The organism is Nitrospirota bacterium, from assembly GCA_035873375.1.
Taxonomy (GTDB): domain Bacteria; phylum Nitrospirota; class Thermodesulfovibrionia; order Thermodesulfovibrionales; family JdFR-85; genus BMS3Bbin07.
Window position 1 is genome coordinate 1 of record JAYWMQ010000016.1, and the last position, 20,363, is coordinate 20,363.

Below are 20,363 nucleotides of genomic sequence, written 5' to 3' on the forward strand. Positions count from 1 at the left end.
ACTGGGGAAAGAGGATTTTGTGGAGGGACTGATAGACTATGTAAAAGGGTATCGGGATATAAAAGAAATACCCAGGGGCCAGAGATATGCAAGCAGACCGGGGCTTGAGGTATTATTTGATGAAGAAATAAAAGGTGACAGGAAAAAGCGGAAAGAGAAAGTGCAGGAAGCAGTAGAAAGACATGGTTACAGCCAGAAAGAGGTTGAGGTGATACGCATTGAACTTTAACACTAAGACTGTATCAAAAATCGCAGGGTTAAGTGAAAGACGGGTTGATTGCCGGGACAGGACTCATTTTCACAAGCGCAACCGGACATCAACAAGAAACCTTGCTGCAATGATCGATCTCGAATTCCAGTGTAGAGTGACTGATGGAAAACCGCTTCTCAAGCTCTGCTTTCAACGCCATTTTGATCTGTTCGGTGTCAATAAAATCGGCAATGACCACGTGGGCCTCCAGGGCATTTCTTTGTTCATCGAGTTGCCAGATGTGGAGATGATGAACATTTGAAACCCCTTCGACAGACTCCATAGCCTTGGCCACTTCCTCACTCGAGATACCTTCCGGAGTACCTTCCATGAGGATATGAATGGTTTTGGGTAAGAGAGTTGCAGCCTGATAGAGCACATAACCGGCGATGAGCAGGGTCAGCAGCGTATCGCTCCAGTACCAGTTATAGAGCAGAATCAACGTTCCGGCAACGATGACCCCCACCGAGGCCAGGGCATCCGAGACATTGTGCAGAAAGGCAGCCCGGATATTCATGCTGTGTTTTGACATGGTATAGGTCAGTATTGCTGTGGCTATATCTATCACCAAGGCAACACCTGCGACAATGATAACCATGCCGCCTTCAATGGCCTGTGGTTCAAATACGCGCCATATCGCCTCATAGATCAGATAGAGCCCCACCAGCACCAATGTGACAAGATTGATCAGCGCGGCAATTACCTCAGCCCGTTTATAGCCAAAAGTTTTGAAGTGGTCAGGGGGTTGTCTGCCGATCCTGCGTGCCACCCATGCGATCAGCAATGAGGCGGCATCACTGAAATTGTGCAGGGCATCGGCTATCAAGGCAAGACTGCCGGAAATGATGCCGCCGATCACCTGCGCCAGTGTCAACAGCATATTGACAGCAATGGCGACAATCAGCCGCCGGTCGCCCAGCATCTCTACGTCATGATGATGTTGTTTTGGCTGGGTTGAATGTTCTTCCATGTTCATCCTGGAGGCAATTTCTGCGGTGGATTAGCCGTCCACAGATAAGAAACTTATAAGTGTTAGGCAATCTTCTTTAATAACCTTTTCTTGTCTATTTCCAATGTATAAGTCAAAATGGTTTTCGAATCCATCTTTTTAGAAGCATCAAGAATTTCTATCCCGACAATCTTGTCATCTACGGTGGTGTCTAAATTTACTCCTTCAGATATCTCTACTACACCATCAGGCTTCTTATTACTTAATTTTATATAAAGTGCATCTACCTCATTGTCATAAAATACTTTCATCACTCCCTCCTTAATATCCTCTATTGTACAATCATCCGGAGCTTCTTAACAGTAACAGTAATGACTGGACTTCCTGTTTTGCTGTGCTCATACACCTTTCCTTTGAATTGCTTTATTTTCCTGATAGTTCCTGGCATATCAATATTCTATTTTACCATGCCTTTTACCAAACTTACTAAAACATATAAGGAAGGAACAGAAAAGGGATACTGTTATGTTATTATTTATTAGTTTTATCCCGATATTTCAGCTTCTGACATCCGGGGTTTTATCTCTGATAATCAGGTATATGGAGGTGCCATGAAGATACTTGTTACTGGGGGGGCAGGATTTATCGGCTCCAATGTGGTGGATGGCTATATCCGTGAAGGCCATGAAGTGGTTGTTGTTGATAATTTATATACTGGACGCATGGAGAATCTCAACCCACAAGCACGGTTTTATCTCCTCGATGTACGGTCTGCAGAGATAAGCAAGGTCTTTGAGATCGAAAGACCTGATATCGTAAATCATCATGCTGCGCAAATGTCGGTTCCTGCTTCTGTGGAAGACCCTGCGTTTGATGCTGATGTAAATATAATGGGCCTGATAAACCTGCTTCAGAATTCCGTCAGATACCAGGCAAGGAAATTTATTTTCATTTCTTCCGGGGGTGCAATTTACGGTGAGAAGGAGAGCATTCCAATCTCCGAGACAGACCAGCCACTGCCGCTCTCTCCTTATGCCATAACAAAGCTGACCTCTGAGAACTATCTCGGGTTTTACAAACATCAACACAACCTTGATTACACGGTTCTCCGTTATGCAAACGTCTACGGACCAAGGCAGGTACCCCATGCCGAGGCAGGAGTGGTTTCCATATTCATGAACAAACTCAGAAACGGAGAGCTTCCCGTGATTTACCATTATCCTGATGAACCCGATGGCATGACAAGGGACTACTGTTATGTCGGGGATATTGTCAGGGCCAATATACTTGCCTTAAAAAAAGGCTCCGGTGACGCCGTGAACATAGGCACTTCAAAGGAGACCACCACTGGTGAACTTTACAGGACGATACTGGAGATAATGAGGAGACACGGATACGCAAAGGATGCCGTATTTGACACCCCTCAAAAGGGTGCTGCAAGGTCCGGAGACCTCAGGAGGAGTGCCCTGAATATTGAGAGGGCAAAGGCAATACTGGGATGGCAGCCGGAGTATGACCTCAAGCGAGGGCTTGAAGAAACTATTCTTAATGAGTTAAGTTAAAAAGTTAAAACGATTGGAGGTGCGATGGGAGACAAAGAGCGGTTAATTAAACTTATACGTGAATATGCCTTTAAATATAGCGATAGTCCTGTGTTTCGTCTGTCCTCGGGTCTTATGAGCAACTATTACTTTAATCTCAAAAAGATTACCTATACACCCGAAGGACAATTCCTGATTGGCAAACTTTTTTATGAGAAGATAAAGGAGCTCAACCTTTCACCAAAGGCAATCGGAGGACTTACTCTGGGTGCCGACCCTATTGCAATAGCCGTAGCACGCTACTCCTATGATGCCAGGGACCCGATCGAGGCATTTGTAATAAGAAAAGAGCCTAAGGAACATGGCATGGGTCTTCAGATAGAGGGCAATGTCGGTCCGGGAGATAAAGTAATTATAGTCGATGATGTTGTAACAAGCGGGGCTTCAACTATAAAGGCCATAGAGATAGCCGAAGAGTATAAATTTAAAATAATTGCCGTTATGGCCCTCCTTGACAGGTGTGAACAGAGAGGCCGGGAGAATATAGAGGCAAAGGGGTATCCTTTTTATTCAATAGTAACTGTAGAGGATATTAAAGAAGATGCAGCGGCTATAAAGGAACAGGCGATAGGTAATGGGTAACACGCAATACAGAACACCTGACATGCAAAAACTGATTTTTTAATGATCGATCTCCACACACATAGCCTATTCAGTGATGGCGAGCTGATTCCGACTGAACTTGTAAGAAGGGCACGGATGAAGGGTTACAGGGCCATAGCGATCACTGACCATATGGATTCATCAAATATGGATTTTATTATTCCAAGGCTTGTACGGATTGCCGATGAGCTTAATGCAATACAGCCCGTAAAGGTTATTCCGGGGGCAGAGCTCACCCACCTTCCACCTGAACTCATAGCAAAAGGCATCAGAGAGGCAAGGAAACTTGGGGCACGGATTGTTGTTGTTCATGGTGAGACCCTGGTGGAGCCTGTTCAGGAGGGGACCAACTGGGCAGCCATTGCCGGAGGAGCCGATATCCTGAGCCATCCGGGTCTGATAGATGAGGAAGACGTAAAGTACGCCGCTGCACAGGGTGTAGTCCTTGAGTTGAGTGCAAGAAAAGGACATTGCCTGTCAAACGGACATGTTGCACGACTTGCACAGCAGTACAGTGCCAGGCTCGTTATAAATACCGATGCACATTCTCCGGGGGACCTTATAGACCGCGGGTTTGCAGAAAAAGTTATACTCTCGGCCGGACTCGATACAACTGTCCTGAACAGGGTATTAGCCACATCTGAAGAAATAGTTAAATCAGTCTTTTTACAGGGAGGAGATTAATGCCTAAGCCAATAAAGAAACGTGTACAGAAAAGAAGTGTTGGAGAGAGAGAGGTCATATCTCTCTATGAAAAAGCGCTGGATTACTATCTTGAGAACAAAAAGACCGTATATCTCGGTGCGGCTTTGACGGTCCTGTTCATCACAATAGTGACAGGTCTGCTCTTTTATAACAAAAAGCTTACCGAACAGGCAGCAACCCTTCAGTATGAGGGGTATAAGCTTTACCATAACCTCTATCAGGAGGATGGCAAGAAAGCGGATGAGGCTGTCCTGAAAAAAGCCCTGGAAAAATTCCAGGAGGCATATGACAAGAAAAAATCACCCATTACCCTCCTTTACATTGCAAACACACAGTTTGCGCTCGCGCAGAATGAAGATGCACTGAAGACCCTGGAGCAATTTACAAAAAAGTATTCAGGCAACAAAGACCTCCTCCCTCTGGCATACTACAAGATTGCGGCAATCCAGATGAAAGAGGGCAGGAAAGAGGAGGCCCTCAAGACACTCGATACCCTATATAATCTCAAGACAAGTCCGTTCCTGAAAGACGTTGCCCTGCATGATTCAGCAAGCATACTTGAGAAAATGGGCAGGAAAGAGGAGGCACTCAAGAAATATGAACAGCTTGCAAAGGACTATCCCCAGTCGCCTTATTATCATCTTGCCGTTTCAGAGGTAGAAAAGGAAGCAGAGAAAAAGATGAAGGATAACGATAATAAGGACAACAAGAAAACAACTAAAGAAGAGAAACCTTAAAAACTTAACCCTGGGTTTTTAAATCTATCTTTTCAGGGGCAGATAAATAATCGAGCCCGGCCTCAGCCTTTCTGGGTTGATATCTTTGTTAAGGGCAAAGAGTTCCTTACGCGTGATGCGCAATCTCTTTGCAATCTCCCACAGTGTATCCCCTTTCTTTATGATATAGGGTGTCTTTGGTTTGGTCTCCGTTACATAGGCCCCGTTAGTTGGGGGGAGATAGATGATGGAGCCGGGTATTAACCTCTTGGGGTTAATACCCTTATTGAGGGCATAGAGTTCCCTGCGGGTAAAGTGAAAACTCTTTGCAAGGTCCCACAAAGTATCCCCCTTTTTAATTATGTAGGGTATCTTCGGCATTCTCTCTTCAGGGGTGGCATTATTGAAGCATTCGTTAAACCGCTCACCCGTTCCTTCAGGTACGCGAATCCTGTAGGTCTTGAGGTCAGGTGGTGTACACCATCTCTTCAACTCGGGATTTAGCCCGCGTATCGTCTTTATCGTCGAATCAGTACACCTGGCTATAAACGACAGTGATACAGGGCTGTTAATCTCAGCCTCCTCAAACTTCAACGGCTCATGATAATCAATATCGGTAAACCCGTATTTCTCCGGCTCGGATGCGATTATCCCTGCTGCTATAAACTTTGATACATAGTTCCTCGTCTCCTGCTTCAGGTATCTTGTCCTGATGATGCTCCAGTAATTGTCAGACCTGCTCTTGCGGAGAGCCCTCCTTACCTTTCCCTCACCTGCATTATAGGCAGCAAGGGCAAGTGACCACGAGCCGAACTGGTTGTACAGGTCTTTCAGATAACGCGCTGCCGCAACAGTGGATTTTATCGGGTCCTGTCTTTCGTCTCTCCAGTAATCCGTCTTAAGTCCATAGCTCTCTCCGGTTGACTGCATGAACTGCCAAGGGCCCACTGCATGGGCACTTGAGCGTGCATCCGTACTGTAACCACTCTCTATAAGGGGCAGATAAACAAGGTCTGCAGGCAGCTCGTTCTCCTTAAGGATGGCCTTGATCGTATCAAGGTATCTGCCCGACCGCTGAAGCCAGGTTGCAAAGGTCCTTCTTTTTTGGGTTGTATACAGATATATATGCCTGTCTACCCTGTCCCTTGCCGAATCATCATCTTTATACGAGGCAAGGAGGACAAACTCCTGCACCTGCGGGGCCGCTGTCTCCTGAATAAGGGTATCCTTATCCACCGAAGGGGAAAGCCCGGACTGCCTGCATAGATAGGGGGTAAGCTCTGTTGCAGTTATCGACAGCAGGTTATCGTCTATTAAAAAGCCTGACAACAGGTTGAATCTCCGGTCAAAGAAGGGGGGGAGATTCTCCATGACCTCGTCTATTACATCCTGATCAGTGCCTGAAAGCAGGGTCTCATTAACAGAAGACCCCCAGGCCTTACTTTTCTGGTCGAGTATCAGACTCAGAAGAAGAAGAGTAAGTAGCATTGCAATGTTGCGGCTTCTACTGGTTTTTAGTGTCATCGAACCAGCCGGGTTATTAAAAATCATGATTTCTATATTAATTGAAGCCCGTTTTTTTGTCAAACACCGGTTTTATGTTAAAATGTTATTATTTCCTTAACTTTCATATATGGTTGCCGTTTTCTCACGGCTTCAGACAATGCGGACCTGAAATTAACAACAGGAAATACTGTTACCCTGGAGGGATATGGTAGAAGCCCTGAGACATCTGAGATGGCAGGATATACTGGACATTATCGTTGTAGCTCTTGTCCTGTACAGAGTGCTTCTGATCATAAACGGCACAAGGGCTGTCCAGATGCTCATCGGCCTTGGTGTTCTGCTGGGCGCCTTTTTTCTCTCCAGTTACCTCAAGCTTCATACAATGTACTGGATTATACAGAGCTTATGGGCACAGGTTGTCCTTGCCCTGATAATCCTTTTTCAGCCGGAGATAAGAAAGGCCCTCGCCCAGATGGGAGAGACCTCTTTTCTGCCTTCCCTTACCTCGGCCTCGGAACTGAAGTCACTGGAAGAGATAGTCAGGGCTACAGTGGCGCTGTCCAGCAGAAAGATAGGCGCCCTGATTGTAATTGAAAGGGATATATCACTCAAGGATTTTATAGAGATCGGGACGCCGCTTGATGCAAAGGTTTCAAAGGAGATTCTCCTCAGCATTTTTCATCCGAGCTCTCCCATGCATGACGGTGCAGTCATTATAAGGATTGACAGGATAGTGGCAGCAGGATGTTTTCTGCCCATAACCTTCAGGACGGACATAAGCCGCGCCCTGGGCACAAGACACCGGGCTGCAATCGGTATAACCGAAGAGACTGATGCCGTTGCCATAACAACTTCAGAGGAGACAGGCATGATCTCTTTTGCGGTTAACGGAGAGCTGGAGACTCACATGGATATGGGACACCTGCGCGATATACTTACGGAGATGTTCACAGAAAGAAAGAAGGGAAAGAAATGAGGGATTTACTCTTTAAAAACCTCGGCCTCAAGATACTCGCTCTCTGCCTGGCTGTAATCCTCTGGTTCCTGATATCCGGCAGGGGAGTCTCCGAAATCACCCTTGAAGTACCCATAGAATATATAAACATCCCGCCGGGATTTGAGATAATAAAAAAGGACCGTGATACGGTCAGGGTGAGTCTCTTTGGCAGTGAAGTGGTACTCAGGTCGATCAAGCCCGAAGACCTGAGGGTTTATGTAGACCTGAAAGACGCACAGCCCGGGAAAGGGGCATACAGGATAAAAAAACGTAATATAAAGGTGCCGCCGGCCCTTACAATCTCCAACGTAAACCCTTCAAAGGTAAATATCATCCTTGACAGGACAGTCAGGAAAAAAGTCCCTGTAAAGCCTGACATTTCCGGAGAGCCGGCGCCGGGGAAATATATAAGTCAGATAATCATAAAACCTGAGGAGGTGGAAGTAGAAGGACCAGAGAGTGTGCTGAAAAATATCTCCTTTGTCAGGACAGAGCCCATAGATATATCCGGACTGGATGAAAGCAGTATAAGCAAGGTCAATATAGTATCAGACATACCTGCTGCAAGATTAATGACAGGAAAAGTAGATGTACACATCATTATCAAGGAAGGAACAGAAAAATGAAACTTTTTGGAACTGATGGTATCCGCGGACGGGTTAACAGGAACCCCATGACTCCGGAACTCGTACTGAAGGTGGGCATGGCTGCAGCAAAGGTATTGAGAAAAGAGGAGGGGAGGAACCTGGTCCTTATTGGCAAGGATACCCGTATATCAGGCTATATGATAGAGAGCGCCCTGACATCCGGGATATGCTCCATGGGGATGAATGTCATCCTTGTAGGACCCATACCCACTCCGGGCATAGCCTTCCTGACACGAACGATGAGGCTTGATGCAGGAGTCGTTATCTCTGCATCACATAATCCCTTTGAGGATAACGGAATCAAGTTTTTCTCGTTTGACGGGTTCAAACTCCCTGACAAGGTGGAAAAAGAGATAGAAGCCCTGGTCAAGGATGACTCCTTTCTTGCAAAAAGACCTACCGGAGCATCCATAGGAAAGACCTACAGGCTTGAGGATGCAACCGGGAGGTACATAGAATTCATAAAATCCACGATCCCGAAGGGCATGAATCTTGAGGGCCTGAGGGTAGTGGTGGATTGTGCCAACGGGGCGGCGTACAAAATTACCCCGGAGGTGCTGACCGAACTGGGCGCAGATGTTATTACAATAAACAACAATCCCGACGGCACGAATATCAATCACTGTTGCGGCTCCACTGACCTTGCACATCTTAAAGAAGAGGTATTGCGCAATGCCGCACATATCGGGGTTGCTCATGATGGTGATGCCGACAGGACCCTCTTTGTCGATGAGACAGGCAGGGAGGTGGACGGAGACAAGGTCCTGGCTATCTGGGGCGTGGCACTGAAAAAAGAGGGCAAACTGAAGAATGATGCCGTGGTTGCAACAGTTATGAGCAACCTTGGAATTGAACATTACCTTCAGAGAAAGGGGATAAAGCTCATAAGGACAGACGTGGGAGACAGGTTTGTGGTTGAGGAGATACAGAGGGGAGGCTACAACCTTGGAGGGGAGCAGTCAGGGCATATAATATTTTTTGACTACAACACAACAGGAGACGGCCCTGTTACCGCACTTCAGATGCTTTATCTCATGAAGAAAACAGGAGCACCTCTTTCCGAGATGGTCTCCGACATATTCCTCTACCCCCAGATCCTCGAAAATGTAAAGGTGAAGAAAAAAGATATTATTAAAAATACCGGGGTTGTAAGGAAGATAAAAGAGGCTGAAAAGATACTCGACGGAAAAGGCAGGGTGCTTGTGAGGCCCTCCGGCACTGAGCAGAAGGTAAGGGTCATGGTTGAGGGCAGTGACAGGGAGACAATACAGGCCGTTGCTGCCGGGATTGTCAAAACAATTTTATCGGCAAGCAGTCGGGATTAATGGATTAGGGATTAGGGATTTAAGAACTATGGAATCAGGTAAGCGCCTACTGGAATGACCCCGGCCCTGCCATATATATGGTTTATTTCAGGGGTCGGTGCCTTTTATCTCTATCAGTTTTTCCCTGTCGTAACCCTCTTTCTGTTTTCCCTCCTTCTGGCAGTCCTTTATAAAAACAGCGGCAGGCATGTCATTGTATATGCAGCTATCGTGCTTCTTGCCTTCAGCTATGCGCAGTTCAGGGAAGAACCTGCTGAGACAAAAGAGTCCCGCATTACTCTCTCATTAAAGACAAGAGAACTGCAGCCATTTTCAGGTGTTGTCTCAGGACTACCGATTACTACAGAACGCGGATACATTCAGGAGATTCAGCTCAGGTATCCGGAGGCAAGGCAAAAAACCTTTCTGTCAGCAGACCGGCCCCTGATGCCGGGCTCACTTCTTGAGGGGTTTGCCTACATGAGCACCAAGGGGCCGCGCATAAATCCCGGAAGCCGGAACCGGGAACCCGTCATGTTTCTGAAGACAGACGGCACCCTGCTCTTGAGCAGGGATGACTCCATCCAATGGCTTCCGCAGCGGATGAGGTGGAGGTTATATAATTATTTCAGGTCAAACTTCAGCCCTGATGCGGCCTCCCTGCTGTCAGCCATAGTAATTGGTCACCGGGAAAGCAGCAACAATACGCTCTATGCCGCATATGCCGGGACAGGACTTGCCCACCTCATGAGCATCTCGGGCACACACTTTGCCCTATTTACACTTCTGACCTTCTTTCTCATCAGATATTCGGCAAGGTGGCTGCCGTACAGATGGCTTGTATGGCTGACCGTCAGGCTGAGTCTTGACGAGATTGCCGCCCTTCTAACGTTCCCGCTTATACTGCTCTATCTCCTCCTGTCAGGCGGCCGTATCCCTGCAATGAGGTCATTCCTCATGATAAACATTTTCCTGCTGGGCCTCCTGATCGGCAGAAAGGGTCAGTGGCTTAACAGCCTTCTGCTTGCAGCGACTGTTATCCTTTTTTTAGACCCGGAATCCCTGAAAACCATCTCTTTTCAGCTCTCCTTCCTTGCCGTCTTCTTTATAGGCATTACCCTGGAGACTTTTGAGGGACATATTCGGCAGGAGAGGTTTAACCCGGCATTGCAGAAACTTTTTAGATTAATTTTAGTTACTGCAGGTGCATTGATTGGTACCTCCCCACTCGTTCTTTACTATTTCCATACCGTTTCAACTCTCAGTATGCCCGCAAATCTGATATTCACCCCTGTTATCTGTTTTTCGATCCTGCCTGCCGGTGTATTTGGAGGGATGATTTATCTTGTAACAGGATTTTTCCCCCTCAAGGGAATGCTTCAGGGTATGGTGGATATTGTGAATTCTTCAGTCAGCTATATCTCCGGGATTGGAAATACAGCCCTCTCCGTTGGGGCATTTCCGGCAATAACCCTCTTCTTCATCTATCCTGCAATATATTTTGCCCTGAGGAAGAGGTGGAGATGGTTCATTTTAAGCACAACAGCCCTTGCAGCCACCATTATTTTGACCTTTATCTCTTATGACAGAGCCCTTCCAAGGGTAACATTTCTTGATGTTGCCCAAGGTGACGCTGCGGTGATTGAGTCCTCAGACGGCAGAACGATTATTGTGGACACCGGTTACACGGGAAGGGAAGTCGTGGACTTTCTCAGGTACAAAGGCATCAAGGGAGTGGATGCCCTGGTCATAACTCATGCAGACAAAGACCATTCAGGTGGCCTGTGGAAGCTGCTCAGCTCCGTTCCGGTAAAGGAGGTATGGGATAACGGGCTCCTCAGGTACAGCCCGCAGTTAGGGCAGGATATCATCCACAGAGAGATAGAGGCCGGAGATATTCTGACCTCCGGGGAAAGCGGATTCCTCGCCCTTCATCCCCGGAGGGGTTATTACACCATTTCCGAGGCTGATGATAATAATTACTCGCTGGTGTTGAGGTTTCAGGACAGAGACCTCAAGGTACTCTTTACCGGAGATATCGAGGCAGATGCAGAAGAGTCCCTTGTTGAACTTAAAAAATATCTTCCAAGCGATGTGCTGAAGGTTGCACACCACGGCAGCAAGACATCAAGCACCAGGGCATTCCTTGATTCAGTCAATCCTGCGGCAGCAATCATAAGTGTGGGAACAGGAAACCCCTACGGCCATCCCCACAGGGCAGCCCTGCAGAGGCTCTCGGGCTTTAATCTCTTCAGAACAGATCTGGGCGGTGCAATCAGGGTGGAGACAGACCCCGTAAAAGGGCTTGTGGTAAAGCGGTTCAGGGATTACAGACTGAAGAGGACAGCTGGGCCGGGAGACCCGGAGGAGATAGATAATCTCAAAAGATTAATCCTTCTCTGGTAGGCAGGTAGGTCTCGACCACCCTCCACTTCATGCGCTCTTTTTTAAGTGTAAGAAAGACCGATTCATAGACCTCCTCGGTGCCGAGTATGTACTCCCTGTCGTTGTTTTTAATTCCAACCGCCTTGAGCAGGAACTTTGCCGTGGCCTTTCCGTCTTCAGGGTCAACATCAACACGCAACCGCTTCAAATCAATCTCGATGGAATCATAATCCTTAAATATCCGCTTCAGGGTTTCTTTAAGATAAAGGTACGAAAAGCCATACCTGTCCCTGTAATTATAAGAGACCAGGCTCATCACCCCTGAAAGGTCCTTTTGTACTGCTGCCTCCCTGCCCTCCCCGACAAGCTTCCTGATCCTTTTTGCATCAGAGGGCAGCAGGAGATATATGGCGAGCGGGATGGTGAGTAGCAAGAGTAATATTATGACAGTTTTTCTGCTCATTATTTTCCTGAATTAATATGGGTCTTCAGACTTTTGTAGAAAATACGCCATGTTCCTTAATAGCTTACAATAGCATATTGATATTGAAGATTCAAGATACTGCGAAATGCGCTCTATCCGGTATATTTTCAATAAAAGAAGAGGATATTCGTCATGTTTTCATCTCTTTCATCAAGATTTCTTTTATGAGGCAATGATACTGTTTCGCTTCGATTTTTTATGAGGCAATTCGGTGCTTGACAACTGAGGTGCCATCGGATATAATGATGTCATTAAATGCGATCATGATAAATGATAGGTCTTTAATTGATTGGCCAATGGTTGGCTGAACGCTGTCGATTAATTTGTGCGTATAGTTGTTTGATGGCGTAATCTCTTTTAACGCACATTTTTTGAGGGAAGGATATCATGAATATTTATGTCGGAAATCTGCCTTACGATGTAACCGAGGATGAGTTGAAAGCACTTTTTTCAGAGTTTGGAGAAGTAAGTACTGTTAACATTATAACGGACAAGTTTTCAGGGCAGTCGAAGGGGTTCGGATTTGTAGAAATGCCTAACGATTCAGAAGCAGATGAAGCAATTAAAGCCCTGGATGGAAGAGAACTGAAGGGACGTAATATAAAGGTTAATCAGGCAAAACCTCGAGGAGAGCGCCCGCAACGCTGACAAAGTTATTAACACCTGACAGTCTGATTCGGCAGGGACACGGTAGAAAGCGTGTGCCTGCTGTCCGCCGGTTATATTTTTATGGAAACAGGAGAGGAGGTCTGCGCTGGATTAGTGTAAACCCGTGACCGGCTGTATTACTACCTGTAGTTTGTAAACTGCAGGTGTATTCCAAAGTCCTTTTCCTTAACCCTGGACATAATGGCCTGAAGGTCGTCTATCTTTTTCCCTTTAACCCGAACCTGTTCTTGCTGGATCTCCGAGGTCACCTTAAGCTTGGTGTTTTTTATGAACTTTACTATCTCCTTTGCCTTATCCTGAGGGATTCCCTGCTGAAGGGTTATTACCTGTTTGACTGTATCCCCTGCTGCCGGCTCCACTTTGCCATAGCTCAGGGCCTTGAGAGAAATCCCCCTCTTTACAAGCTTTGACTGCAGAATATCGATAACGCTCTTAATCTTCTGCTCATCATCGGAAATAACCGTAATAACGCCCTTATCCTTGTTAAGCTCAATATTGCTTTTACTCCCTTTAAAGTCAAACCTCTGACTTATTTCTTTCATTGCCTGATTTACGGCGTTGTCTACTTCCTGCATATCCACTACGCATACAATGTCAAAAGAATGTGCTTCTGCCATTTATACCCCCTTCTTTTCAAGGTTACTTTATTCCTCTATTTTCTGAGCCTTCGCGGACAAACCGGGAATGATGTCTGTATGAACTGCGCAATTTATTAAATTATAATACCTGAATTGCGTATGTTTTATCCCCACCTGTTTGCGTGCCTGTACATTGCACGCAAACAGGTGGGAGTGGTCAGGGGTATGCCGGTTTTATTCCGGTTTGTATCTCATCCCGGGTTCGGGATCTATTCCAAGGCTATCCATAACACGGTTGGTGTAGTTAAAATAACCAATGAGTTGTGCTGCGTCAAGGATGTCTTCGTCGGCAAATCCGGTTGCACGTAAAACTTCAACATCTGTTCTGTTGATTTCTTTAGGGGTCAGCGTTAATTTGGCTGCAAAGTCGAGCAGTTTTCTGGTGGCTGGATCAAGGTTGGCCTGGCGGTAATCCTCCTGAATTCTCGATACCTCGGCATCGTCTCTGATCTCTTCACGGAGATCGGATTCATGGCTCTCCATTCAGTAATAGCAGCCATTGAGCTTTGACACTACTGTAGCGATCAGTACCCGCTGCAGTTTGCTTAGACCTCCCGGGCTATCCATCATGTGGCGGTAAAGCTTCCTCCCGATTGCCATGGTCTCCGGGCGGAGGCTCTGGACTTTTACCAGATTAAGTACGCGCCCTGCTTTTGCGCGAGTCTCCTCGTAGATCTCTGCCAATAAACCATCAGCATCTTCTTCTGCTATCGTACGGATCCAGCTCATTGCTTTTTCCTCCTTAAAGAGTGAATCTCTCCAGCCAAAAGCTGGAGATTTCCGTTTAGCGATTTAGGGGTTTTTGATATATAACAATATTCTTATATTATATTATAATAATGCTTTACAGTAAATAAACCCCTTAAACCTTGAAAAAAAGAACTTGGTGATATAAAATACCAGACATAATGAACCCATGAATCAATATATAGTACTGTAACGTATCTGTATTGAGTAAAACCCAAGACCAGCGCTGAAAGAAGGAAAGAGAAACAGAAGACGCATGGAGACGGGATATAATAAATCCGAAGGAGAAAAAAAGAGATATGAATATTTATGTTTCAGGTTCAATGGCATACGACAGGATAATGGATTTCCCCGGTAAATTTTCAGATCACATTTTACCGGACAAGATACATATTTTGAATGTCTGTTTCACTGTTAACGGGTTAGTGGAAAAATTCGGAGGCACTGCCGGCAATGTGGCATATTCGTTGAGTCTGCTTGAAGAGAGTCCGGTTATACTTGCGACCATAGGGAAGGACTATGGAAGTTATTTCGATTGGCTGAAGAAGAACGGGATTTCCGTTGAGGGGATAAAGATAATCAATGATGAGTTTACTGCCGGTGCATATATAACAACCGACAAATCCGACAACCAGATAACAGGGTTTAATCCGGGTGCAATGAAGTATCCCTCCGGGTATAAGTTCAATAGTGACGGAACAGGAGACTCCATTGCCCTGATAGCACCCGGCAACCTTCAGGACATGATAGAGTATGCAAAGACTTGCAGGGACAGTGGCATCGATTATATCTGCGACCCCGGACAGTCGCTTACTGCCTGGAAAGGGGATGCGCTCAGGGAGTGGATTAATGGTTCAGCGATACTTATCTCCAATGATTACGAACTCGAGATGATTATGAAGATGACCGGACTGGATAAAAAGGGGCTTTTAGGGCTTACACGTACCATAGTTACAACCCTCGGAGAAAAAGGAGCTCTTGTCAGTACTTCAGATGGTGACACCACTATACCTCCGGCAAAGGTTTCCGGAGTTGTTGACCCTACAGGTGCAGGTGATGCATGCAGGGCGGGACTGATAAAAGGGCTTGTTACGGGCAAGGATATGGAGACTGCAGTCAAGATGGGCGCTGTTGCGGCAGTGTATGCGATAGAGAAATACGGCACTCAGGAACATCGGTATACATACGAGGATTTTGTTGAACGATACACAAGCAACTTTGGTCCGTTGTGATCCCCTCCGGCGTCAATAACTGCAACCGGTTATCCGGCACACTCCTGAAGCTTTTGCTTCTCGTGCATGCCGTTCTTCTGTTTGTGCTGCCATCAAATGCCTTATCCCTGACCCTTGAAGAGGGGCTTAAAATAGTTTCCGAGCGGGGCAGGGATATAAAGATATCCGAGGCAGAAGAGGATGTGGTAAGGGAGGGAGTGCAACTGGCAAGGTCTCCACTGCTGCCCCAGGTGGACCTCTATGCACATCAGACCTGGCTGAGGTACCGGCCGGAGGCGCTTTTGGGGGCTTTTGAGGCCATCCCTATCTCTGAGAAAGACTTCCTCACCTACGGCTTCAGGGTAAACCAGTTGGTATATGACTTTGGCAGTACCTATTCGATGCTGAGGGCCTCCAGGCTTGGATTAAAGGAAAAAAAGCTGGACACACTCAGGGTGAGAAACCTTGTTGCCCTTAATTTTACACTTGCCTACCTTGACCTCCTTGAGACAGGGAAGTTCCTGACAGTGGCTCAGAATGAGGTCAAACGATTTGAGGCGCATCTGAATGACACCAGGGCAATGTATGAGGAAGGACTTATTACAAAGAACGACCTGCTTCAGGCAGAGGTTATGCTCTCTGATGCAAGGCAGAGACTTTTAACCACAGAAAACCTCCGGGCAATGAGGGCTTCCAGGATAAACAGCCTGCTTGTAAAACCCCTGAACGAAGAGGTCAGTCCGGAGGAGATCAGTGTAAGACCCTATACAGAGATGAGCCTTGAGGCTGCATGGGAGTCTGCAGTGCGATTAAGGCCTGAACTTAAAGGGATACAGACAAGAATAAGGGCAAAGAAGGAAGAGTTGAAGGCAACAAAGGCAAGGTTTTATCCGGATATATACCTCTCCGGCGGATACGAATATCAGGAGAACCGTTACATGGTCTATGAGGGTAACTGGTCTCTTCTGGCAGGGGTAAAAATAAACCTCTTTTCAGGCGGTGCAACCAGGGCAAGGATAAGGCGGGGCGGGGCGGAGCTCAAAACGCTCGGTCTGACGGAAGAAAAACTCCGTGACAACATAATGCTTGAGGTGAAGAAGGCGTATCTTCAACTCCGGAGTACCGGGAAAAAGGTGGAGGTGACCAGCGAGGCGGTGGCACAGGCAGAAGAGAACCAGAGGCTCCAGAGGCTTCGCTATCGTGAAGGCGTTGGAACGGCAACGGATGTCATAGACGCTGTAACGCTGATGAGCAGGGCAGAGACAAACTACTGGAGTGCTGTTTATGATCTGAAGAGGGCTGAGGCAGGACTGCTGCATGCAATGGGAGAGGATATTAACGGGGTCTACGGGAAGAGCAGTCCCTGAATTCAGTGATAAACGGTTGCTGAAAGCGATATGGTAAAGTCTGAAGGGATATTTTACCTCTCGTCCAGAATATCCCTTACGATTTCAGCCACCTGGGGCTCGGGGTCGTTTAACAGTGGTTTCAGTGCTTCAAGCTCTTCTTTCCCTCCAATGGTTGCAATCAGGTAGGCGGCATCTCCCCTTACAGTGGGATTATCATCGTTGAGCAAAGGCAGCAGTGGAGTGATTGCAAGCCTTGCCTCCTCTGGCCTCTCCTTTTGCAGCTCCTCAATGAGTGCGGTAACCCCTATCCTCACCCGTACCCTTTCATCCCGCAGCAGGTCTCCTGTAATTGAATAGAGGGATGTATCATGTTTGAACATATCTATTATGTTTTCCAGAAAACCCTTTTGCATGTAATCAGCAATCATTTCTTTCAAATCGTCCTGCAATTTCACTCTCCTCCTTAATCTCTTTTATTGTCTTGAGGGGATTTTATCCCGCTATGAACTGCCATACATATTTTGCAGAGACTGAGACAATGATCAACGCAAGTATCACTTTTATGACCTTCTCGGGTATATGCTTCTGAGTCTTTGCCCCTAAATACATGCCGAAAAATCCCCCTATTCCAAACAACAGGCCCAGAGGCCAGTCAGGAGGGGCTGTCAGGCCATTGTTTAACGGAATTAAACTGTAGATTGCCACCCCTGAGATTGACGTGACAAATGTTCCCATTAATGCAGCGCCTGCCACCGTGTAAACAGGAAGTCTGAAAAATGTTATGCAGAAGGGGGCAATTATGGCACCTCCACCAATCCCGTATATGCCGCCAATAACCCCGACCACCAGTGACAATGCAAACATGGCAGGCACGCTGAAGGATATCCTCTCACCCATAAAGTCATACTCTATCCTGCTCAGGCTGTATGATACGTTAGAGATTCTGAGGGTGTTTTCAGGGAGATTCCGCTCCTGCAGGCGTTGAGCCATCCCCCCCTCGTTTGACCTTTTCTGCCTGACATCCCTGAAGAGCCGTACCCCGACGTATAAAAGGACAACCCCTACGAAAAACTTGAAAGTTTGCGGGTCAGGGAGATATTTCACCCTTATATAATACCCGGCCAGCACACCGGGTAATGTGCCTGCTATGATGCAGCCAGCCAGGGGCCACGACATCCTTCCTTCCCGGATGTATCTAAACACCCCTCCAGGTGTGCCCACGACATTATAGAGAAAATTGGTTGAACTGACAGATGGTGTGGTGAAGCCAAACATGCTCATCTGAAGGGGCAATATCAGAAAGGCCCCGGAGATGCCGGCCATGGAAGTAAAAAAGGATATCAGAAACGAGACAAGAGGTGGTATAAAGATATAGGTTTCAATTCCGGATATGGGGAAAACCACTTTTAAGAGATCCAAAGCAACTCCTTGCTGGATATTATAGCAAAAACTGCTTTTTGAAAAATGTTAAAATTGATTGGCTTCGTAATTATCAGCTGTTTTCACTGTATCAATAAACTTGAAAGGGGGCAAACCCTTGCGGCTACTGCTTGTAGAGGATGACATAAAGATCGCATCTTTTGTTTTAAAAGGACTCAGGGAGGCCGGGTTTGCCGTTGACCATGCCGCCAATGGTGAGGACGGACTTCATCTTGCCCTTACCATCTCCTACGATGCAGCCATTATTGATGTGATGCTGCCGGAGCGGGACGGTCTCAGCCTTATCAACGAACTTCGGGGCCAGGGGGTCGGGACTCCCATTATTATCCTTAGTGCCAGAGGCTCGGTGGACGATCGGGTTAAAGGGCTTCAGACAGGCAGTGACGATTACCTGACAAAGCCCTTTTCCTTTGCAGAGCTGCTGGCGCGTGTGCAGGCACTTATCCGAAGGTCAAGCGGCAGTGCCACCGACCCCTCACATCTTCAGGTTGGAGACCTGTCAATGGATCTGTTCAGGCGGGAGGTTGTTCGTGCAGGCAGGAAGATTGATTTACAGCCGCGTGAGTTTGCCTTGCTTGAATACATGATGTCCAGTGCAGGCAGGGTCATTACGAGGACCATGATTATGGAGCATGTCTGGAACTATGACTTCGACCCCCAGACCAATGTGGTGGATGTGCTGGTCTGCAGGGTGAGAAACAAGGTGGACAGGGGGTTTAAAGATAAGATGATTCACACTATCAGGGGAGTTGGTTATGTCCTTAAGGTCTCTTGACCGTATATGGAAGACCATCGGATTTCGACTCACCCTATGGTATTCAGCCCTCTTTATTCTTAGTTCTCTTATACTTTTCGTCATTGTTTATTTCCTCATTTCATCTTCTTTTAAACAGGAAGAGAGATATACGATTCAGTCAAAACTCAGGGAGTTTTCAGCACAGTACCAGAGGGGAGGCATAGAGGCACTGAAGAGCGAAGTCGGTTTTGAGGCACATTCCGGAAACCTCTTTTTTGTCAGGATGGCAGGGCCTCAGGGGCATACCCTTTTTGTAAATATTCCAGCCCTGATGGGAGATGGGTTTGATCTAAGGCAGATTGAGAACAGTGCCCCTACAGACAGCGGACAGTGGACACACCTGCCTGCAAAAGGTGATAAAGGGGGTGTGCTGGATATCGCCTCAACCAGACTGCCGGATGGAGGTATCCTTCAGGTCGGCATGAGCAGGGGTGAGAGGGAAGAGTTCCTGGAGAGGTTTCGCGAGACCTTTGCCGGTATCATCATTCCGGTGATACTGCTCGGTTTTACCGGGGGGGTGTTGTTTGCCTTCAGGGCACTTATGCCTATTCGTAACATAATAAAGACCGTCAGGTCCATAGACAAGGGCAGGCTGGATGCACGTGTCTCCGTCCGCCATACCGGGGATGAACTGGAGGAACTGACTATCCTGTTTAACGGGATGCTTCAGCGGATTGAGGTTCTTATTAACGGGATGAGAAGTGCACTGGACAATGTAGCCCACGACCTGCGTACTCCCATGACGAGACTGCGGGGTACGGCGGAGATGGCCCTCCGGTCAGGGCAGGACAGGGAGGTCTGCCGGGAGGCCCTGTCCGACTGTCTGGAGGAATCGGATCAGATCCTTACGATGCTGAACACGCTCATGGATATATCAGAGGCGGAGACAGGGGTGATGAGGCTAAGGCTGGAGAAAATAAATCTCTCTTCCCTGATAGAGGATGTGGTTGACCTTTACCGTTATGTTGCAGAGGAGAGGGATATCGCCATTTACATAAAGACACCCGGGGAGCTTTTTCTGACTGCCGACCATAACCGGATGCGGCAGGTTATTGCAAACCTGCTGGACAATGCCGTTAAATACACTCCTGCGGGTGGCAGGGTGGAGGTTGAGGCCTCACGGAAAGGGGACCATGTGATTGTCCGGGTGGAGGATACCGGTATCGGTATCTCCGAGGAGGAACTGCCAAAGATCTGGGGCCGCCTCTACCGTGGAGAGCAGAGCCGTTCTGCAAGGGGGCTGGGTCTGGGGCTGAGCCTTGTGAAGGCAGTAGTCCATGCCCATAAGGGATATGTTGAGGTTTACAGTGAGCCTGACAGGGGTTCCGGATTTATAATATATCTGCCTGCAAAAGCTGCTTAGCAT

Annotated in this window: 23 protein-coding genes; 14 read left to right on the top strand and 9 right to left on the bottom strand. The window is 47.2% G+C overall.

Annotated elements, in window-relative coordinates; translation table 11 throughout:
- Positions 1-229 (top strand): addiction module toxin RelE (locus VST71_03990; GenBank protein ID MEC4684878.1); only part of this gene is annotated, 229 nt, incomplete at its 5' end.
- 88 nt (positions 230-317) lie between these two features.
- Here the strand turns inward: VST71_03990 and VST71_03995 are convergent.
- Positions 318-1,226: a cation diffusion facilitator family transporter gene (locus VST71_03995; GenBank protein MEC4684879.1), complete on the bottom strand. Its 909-nt coding sequence runs from the start codon at positions 1,224-1,226 to the stop codon at positions 318-320.
- A 56-nt stretch (positions 1,227-1,282) separates the two neighbouring features.
- On the bottom strand, positions 1,283-1,510 hold the full coding sequence (locus tag VST71_04000; GenBank protein MEC4684880.1) for a DUF2283 domain-containing protein: 228 nt from the start codon (positions 1,508-1,510) through the stop codon (positions 1,283-1,285).
- A 300-nt stretch (positions 1,511-1,810) separates the two neighbouring features.
- Between VST71_04000 and VST71_04005 the strand changes: the two genes are divergently transcribed.
- From VST71_04005 to VST71_04020, 4 genes are read left to right on the top strand one after another with little or no spacing between them, the layout of a single operon-like run.
- Positions 1,811-2,761: an NAD-dependent epimerase/dehydratase family protein gene (locus VST71_04005; protein MEC4684881.1), complete on the top strand. Its 951-nt coding sequence runs from the start codon at positions 1,811-1,813 to the stop codon at positions 2,759-2,761.
- A gap of 24 nt (positions 2,762-2,785) precedes the next feature.
- The gene (pyrE, locus tag VST71_04010; GenBank protein MEC4684882.1) at positions 2,786-3,382 is read left to right on the top strand and encodes an orotate phosphoribosyltransferase; all 597 of its coding nucleotides are present in this window, start codon (positions 2,786-2,788) and stop codon (positions 3,380-3,382) included.
- 42 nt (positions 3,383-3,424) lie between these two features.
- Entirely contained in the window at positions 3,425-4,087 is a 663-nt protein-coding gene (locus VST71_04015) for a histidinol phosphate phosphatase domain-containing protein (protein MEC4684883.1), read from the top strand.
- Positions 4,087-4,845: a tetratricopeptide repeat protein gene (locus tag VST71_04020; GenBank protein MEC4684884.1), complete on the top strand. Its 759-nt coding sequence runs from the start codon at positions 4,087-4,089 to the stop codon at positions 4,843-4,845. Before VST71_04015 ends, VST71_04020 begins: the two co-directional genes overlap by 1 nt.
- Positions 4,846-4,869: 24 nt before the next feature.
- Here VST71_04020 and VST71_04025 read toward each other — a convergent pair whose 3' ends face one another.
- A complete protein-coding gene (locus VST71_04025) occupies positions 4,870-6,348 on the bottom strand; it encodes a transglycosylase SLT domain-containing protein (GenBank protein MEC4684885.1) in 1,479 nt (492 codons plus the stop codon).
- Between the two features lie 187 nt (positions 6,349-6,535).
- On the opposite strand from VST71_04025, the gene cdaA reads away from it, so the two are divergent.
- The 4 genes from cdaA to VST71_04045 are packed head-to-tail and all read left to right on the top strand — an operon-like array spanning position 6,536 to position 11,684.
- Complete coding sequence (cdaA, locus tag VST71_04030; protein ID MEC4684886.1) at positions 6,536-7,306, top strand: diadenylate cyclase CdaA; 771 nt, start codon at positions 6,536-6,538, stop codon at positions 7,304-7,306.
- On the top strand, positions 7,303-7,953 hold the full coding sequence (locus VST71_04035) for a CdaR family protein (protein ID MEC4684887.1): 651 nt from the start codon (positions 7,303-7,305) through the stop codon (positions 7,951-7,953). Before cdaA ends, VST71_04035 begins: the two co-directional genes overlap by 4 nt.
- Positions 7,950-9,299, top strand: coding sequence for a phosphoglucosamine mutase (glmM, locus tag VST71_04040; protein MEC4684888.1), 1,350 nt, complete (start codon positions 7,950-7,952; stop codon positions 9,297-9,299). Before VST71_04035 ends, glmM begins: the two co-directional genes overlap by 4 nt.
- A 54-nt stretch (positions 9,300-9,353) precedes the next feature.
- Entirely contained in the window at positions 9,354-11,684 is a 2,331-nt protein-coding gene (locus VST71_04045; protein ID MEC4684889.1) for a DNA internalization-related competence protein ComEC/Rec2, read from the top strand.
- On the opposite strand, the gene VST71_04050 is transcribed toward VST71_04045, so the two are convergent.
- Positions 11,659-12,126 (bottom strand): hypothetical protein, encoded by a 468-nt coding sequence (locus VST71_04050; GenBank protein MEC4684890.1) that lies wholly within the window; start codon positions 12,124-12,126, stop codon positions 11,659-11,661. The genes VST71_04045 and VST71_04050 overlap by 26 nt on opposite strands.
- Positions 12,127-12,534: 408 nt before the next feature.
- Here VST71_04050 and VST71_04055 point away from each other — a divergent pair, with 408 nt between their 5' ends.
- Entirely contained in the window at positions 12,535-12,795 is a 261-nt protein-coding gene (locus VST71_04055) for an RNA-binding protein (protein ID MEC4684891.1), read from the top strand.
- 140 nt (positions 12,796-12,935) lie between these two features.
- On the opposite strand, the gene VST71_04060 is transcribed toward VST71_04055, so the two are convergent.
- The 3 genes from VST71_04060 to VST71_04070 form a co-directional block, all read right to left on the bottom strand.
- A complete protein-coding gene (locus VST71_04060) occupies positions 12,936-13,433 on the bottom strand; it encodes a YajQ family cyclic di-GMP-binding protein (GenBank protein MEC4684892.1) in 498 nt (165 codons plus the stop codon).
- A gap of 195 nt (positions 13,434-13,628) precedes the next feature.
- Positions 13,629-13,937 carry a peroxidase-related enzyme gene (locus tag VST71_04065; protein MEC4684893.1) on the bottom strand — a complete coding sequence of 103 codons (309 nt, stop codon included), beginning with the start codon at positions 13,935-13,937 and terminating at the stop codon, positions 13,629-13,631.
- Positions 13,938-14,183 (bottom strand): peroxidase, encoded by a 246-nt coding sequence (locus tag VST71_04070; GenBank protein ID MEC4684894.1) that lies wholly within the window; start codon positions 14,181-14,183, stop codon positions 13,938-13,940. It abuts the gene before it with no gap.
- A gap of 317 nt (positions 14,184-14,500) precedes the next feature.
- Between VST71_04070 and VST71_04075 the strand changes: the two genes are divergently transcribed.
- A complete protein-coding gene (locus tag VST71_04075; GenBank protein MEC4684895.1) occupies positions 14,501-15,433 on the top strand; it encodes a carbohydrate kinase family protein in 933 nt (310 codons plus the stop codon).
- Positions 15,430-16,779 carry a TolC family protein gene (locus VST71_04080; protein MEC4684896.1) on the top strand — a complete coding sequence of 450 codons (1,350 nt, stop codon included), beginning with the start codon at positions 15,430-15,432 and terminating at the stop codon, positions 16,777-16,779. The genes VST71_04075 and VST71_04080 overlap by 4 nt, the downstream gene beginning before the upstream one ends.
- A gap of 53 nt (positions 16,780-16,832) precedes the next feature.
- Here VST71_04080 and VST71_04085 read toward each other — a convergent pair whose 3' ends face one another.
- The gene (locus VST71_04085) at positions 16,833-17,189 is read right to left on the bottom strand and encodes a HEAT repeat domain-containing protein (GenBank protein MEC4684897.1); all 357 of its coding nucleotides are present in this window, start codon (positions 17,187-17,189) and stop codon (positions 16,833-16,835) included.
- A 64-nt stretch (positions 17,190-17,253) separates the two neighbouring features.
- Positions 17,254-18,180 (bottom strand): sulfite exporter TauE/SafE family protein, encoded by a 927-nt coding sequence (locus VST71_04090; protein MEC4684898.1) that lies wholly within the window; start codon positions 18,178-18,180, stop codon positions 17,254-17,256.
- 118 nt (positions 18,181-18,298) lie between these two features.
- Between VST71_04090 and VST71_04095 the strand changes: the two genes are divergently transcribed.
- Together VST71_04095 and VST71_04100 are read left to right on the top strand one after the other, a co-directional pair.
- A complete protein-coding gene (locus VST71_04095; GenBank protein ID MEC4684899.1) occupies positions 18,299-18,976 on the top strand; it encodes a response regulator transcription factor in 678 nt (225 codons plus the stop codon).
- The gene (locus VST71_04100; GenBank protein MEC4684900.1) at positions 18,957-20,360 is read left to right on the top strand and encodes an ATP-binding protein; all 1,404 of its coding nucleotides are present in this window, start codon (positions 18,957-18,959) and stop codon (positions 20,358-20,360) included. Before VST71_04095 ends, VST71_04100 begins: the two co-directional genes overlap by 20 nt.
- Positions 20,361-20,363: the final 3 nt, after the last annotated feature.

Coding starts and splice junctions, on each gene's coding strand:
- VST71_04045 (MEC4684889.1), top strand. CDS start 9,354: ATGACCCCGGCCCTGCCATATATATGGTTTATTTCAGGGGTCGGTGCC.
- VST71_04085 (MEC4684897.1), bottom strand. CDS start 17,189: ATGATTGCTGATTACATGCAAAAGGGTTTTCTGGAAAACATAATAGAT.
- VST71_04100 (MEC4684900.1), top strand. CDS start 18,957: ATGTCCTTAAGGTCTCTTGACCGTATATGGAAGACCATCGGATTTCGA.
- pyrE (MEC4684882.1), top strand. CDS start 2,786: ATGGGAGACAAAGAGCGGTTAATTAAACTTATACGTGAATATGCCTTT.
- VST71_04055 (MEC4684891.1), top strand. CDS start 12,535: ATGAATATTTATGTCGGAAATCTGCCTTACGATGTAACCGAGGATGAG.
- VST71_04075 (MEC4684895.1), top strand. CDS start 14,501: ATGAATATTTATGTTTCAGGTTCAATGGCATACGACAGGATAATGGAT.
- VST71_03995 (MEC4684879.1), bottom strand. CDS start 1,226: ATGAACATGGAAGAACATTCAACCCAGCCAAAACAACATCATCATGAC.
- glmM (MEC4684888.1), top strand. CDS start 7,950: ATGAAACTTTTTGGAACTGATGGTATCCGCGGACGGGTTAACAGGAAC.
- VST71_04065 (MEC4684893.1), bottom strand. CDS start 13,937: ATGGAGAGCCATGAATCCGATCTCCGTGAAGAGATCAGAGACGATGCC.
- VST71_04035 (MEC4684887.1), top strand. CDS start 7,303: ATGAGGGATTTACTCTTTAAAAACCTCGGCCTCAAGATACTCGCTCTC.
- VST71_04005 (MEC4684881.1), top strand. CDS start 1,811: ATGAAGATACTTGTTACTGGGGGGGCAGGATTTATCGGCTCCAATGTG.
- VST71_04015 (MEC4684883.1), top strand. CDS start 3,425: ATGATCGATCTCCACACACATAGCCTATTCAGTGATGGCGAGCTGATT.
- VST71_04025 (MEC4684885.1), bottom strand. CDS start 6,348: ATGACACTAAAAACCAGTAGAAGCCGCAACATTGCAATGCTACTTACT.
- VST71_04060 (MEC4684892.1), bottom strand. CDS start 13,433: ATGGCAGAAGCACATTCTTTTGACATTGTATGCGTAGTGGATATGCAG.
- VST71_04070 (MEC4684894.1), bottom strand. CDS start 14,183: ATGAGCTGGATCCGTACGATAGCAGAAGAAGATGCTGATGGTTTATTG.
- cdaA (MEC4684886.1), top strand. CDS start 6,536: ATGGTAGAAGCCCTGAGACATCTGAGATGGCAGGATATACTGGACATT.
- VST71_04020 (MEC4684884.1), top strand. CDS start 4,087: ATGCCTAAGCCAATAAAGAAACGTGTACAGAAAAGAAGTGTTGGAGAG.
- VST71_04000 (MEC4684880.1), bottom strand. CDS start 1,510: ATGAAAGTATTTTATGACAATGAGGTAGATGCACTTTATATAAAATTA.
- VST71_04050 (MEC4684890.1), bottom strand. CDS start 12,126: ATGAGCAGAAAAACTGTCATAATATTACTCTTGCTACTCACCATCCCG.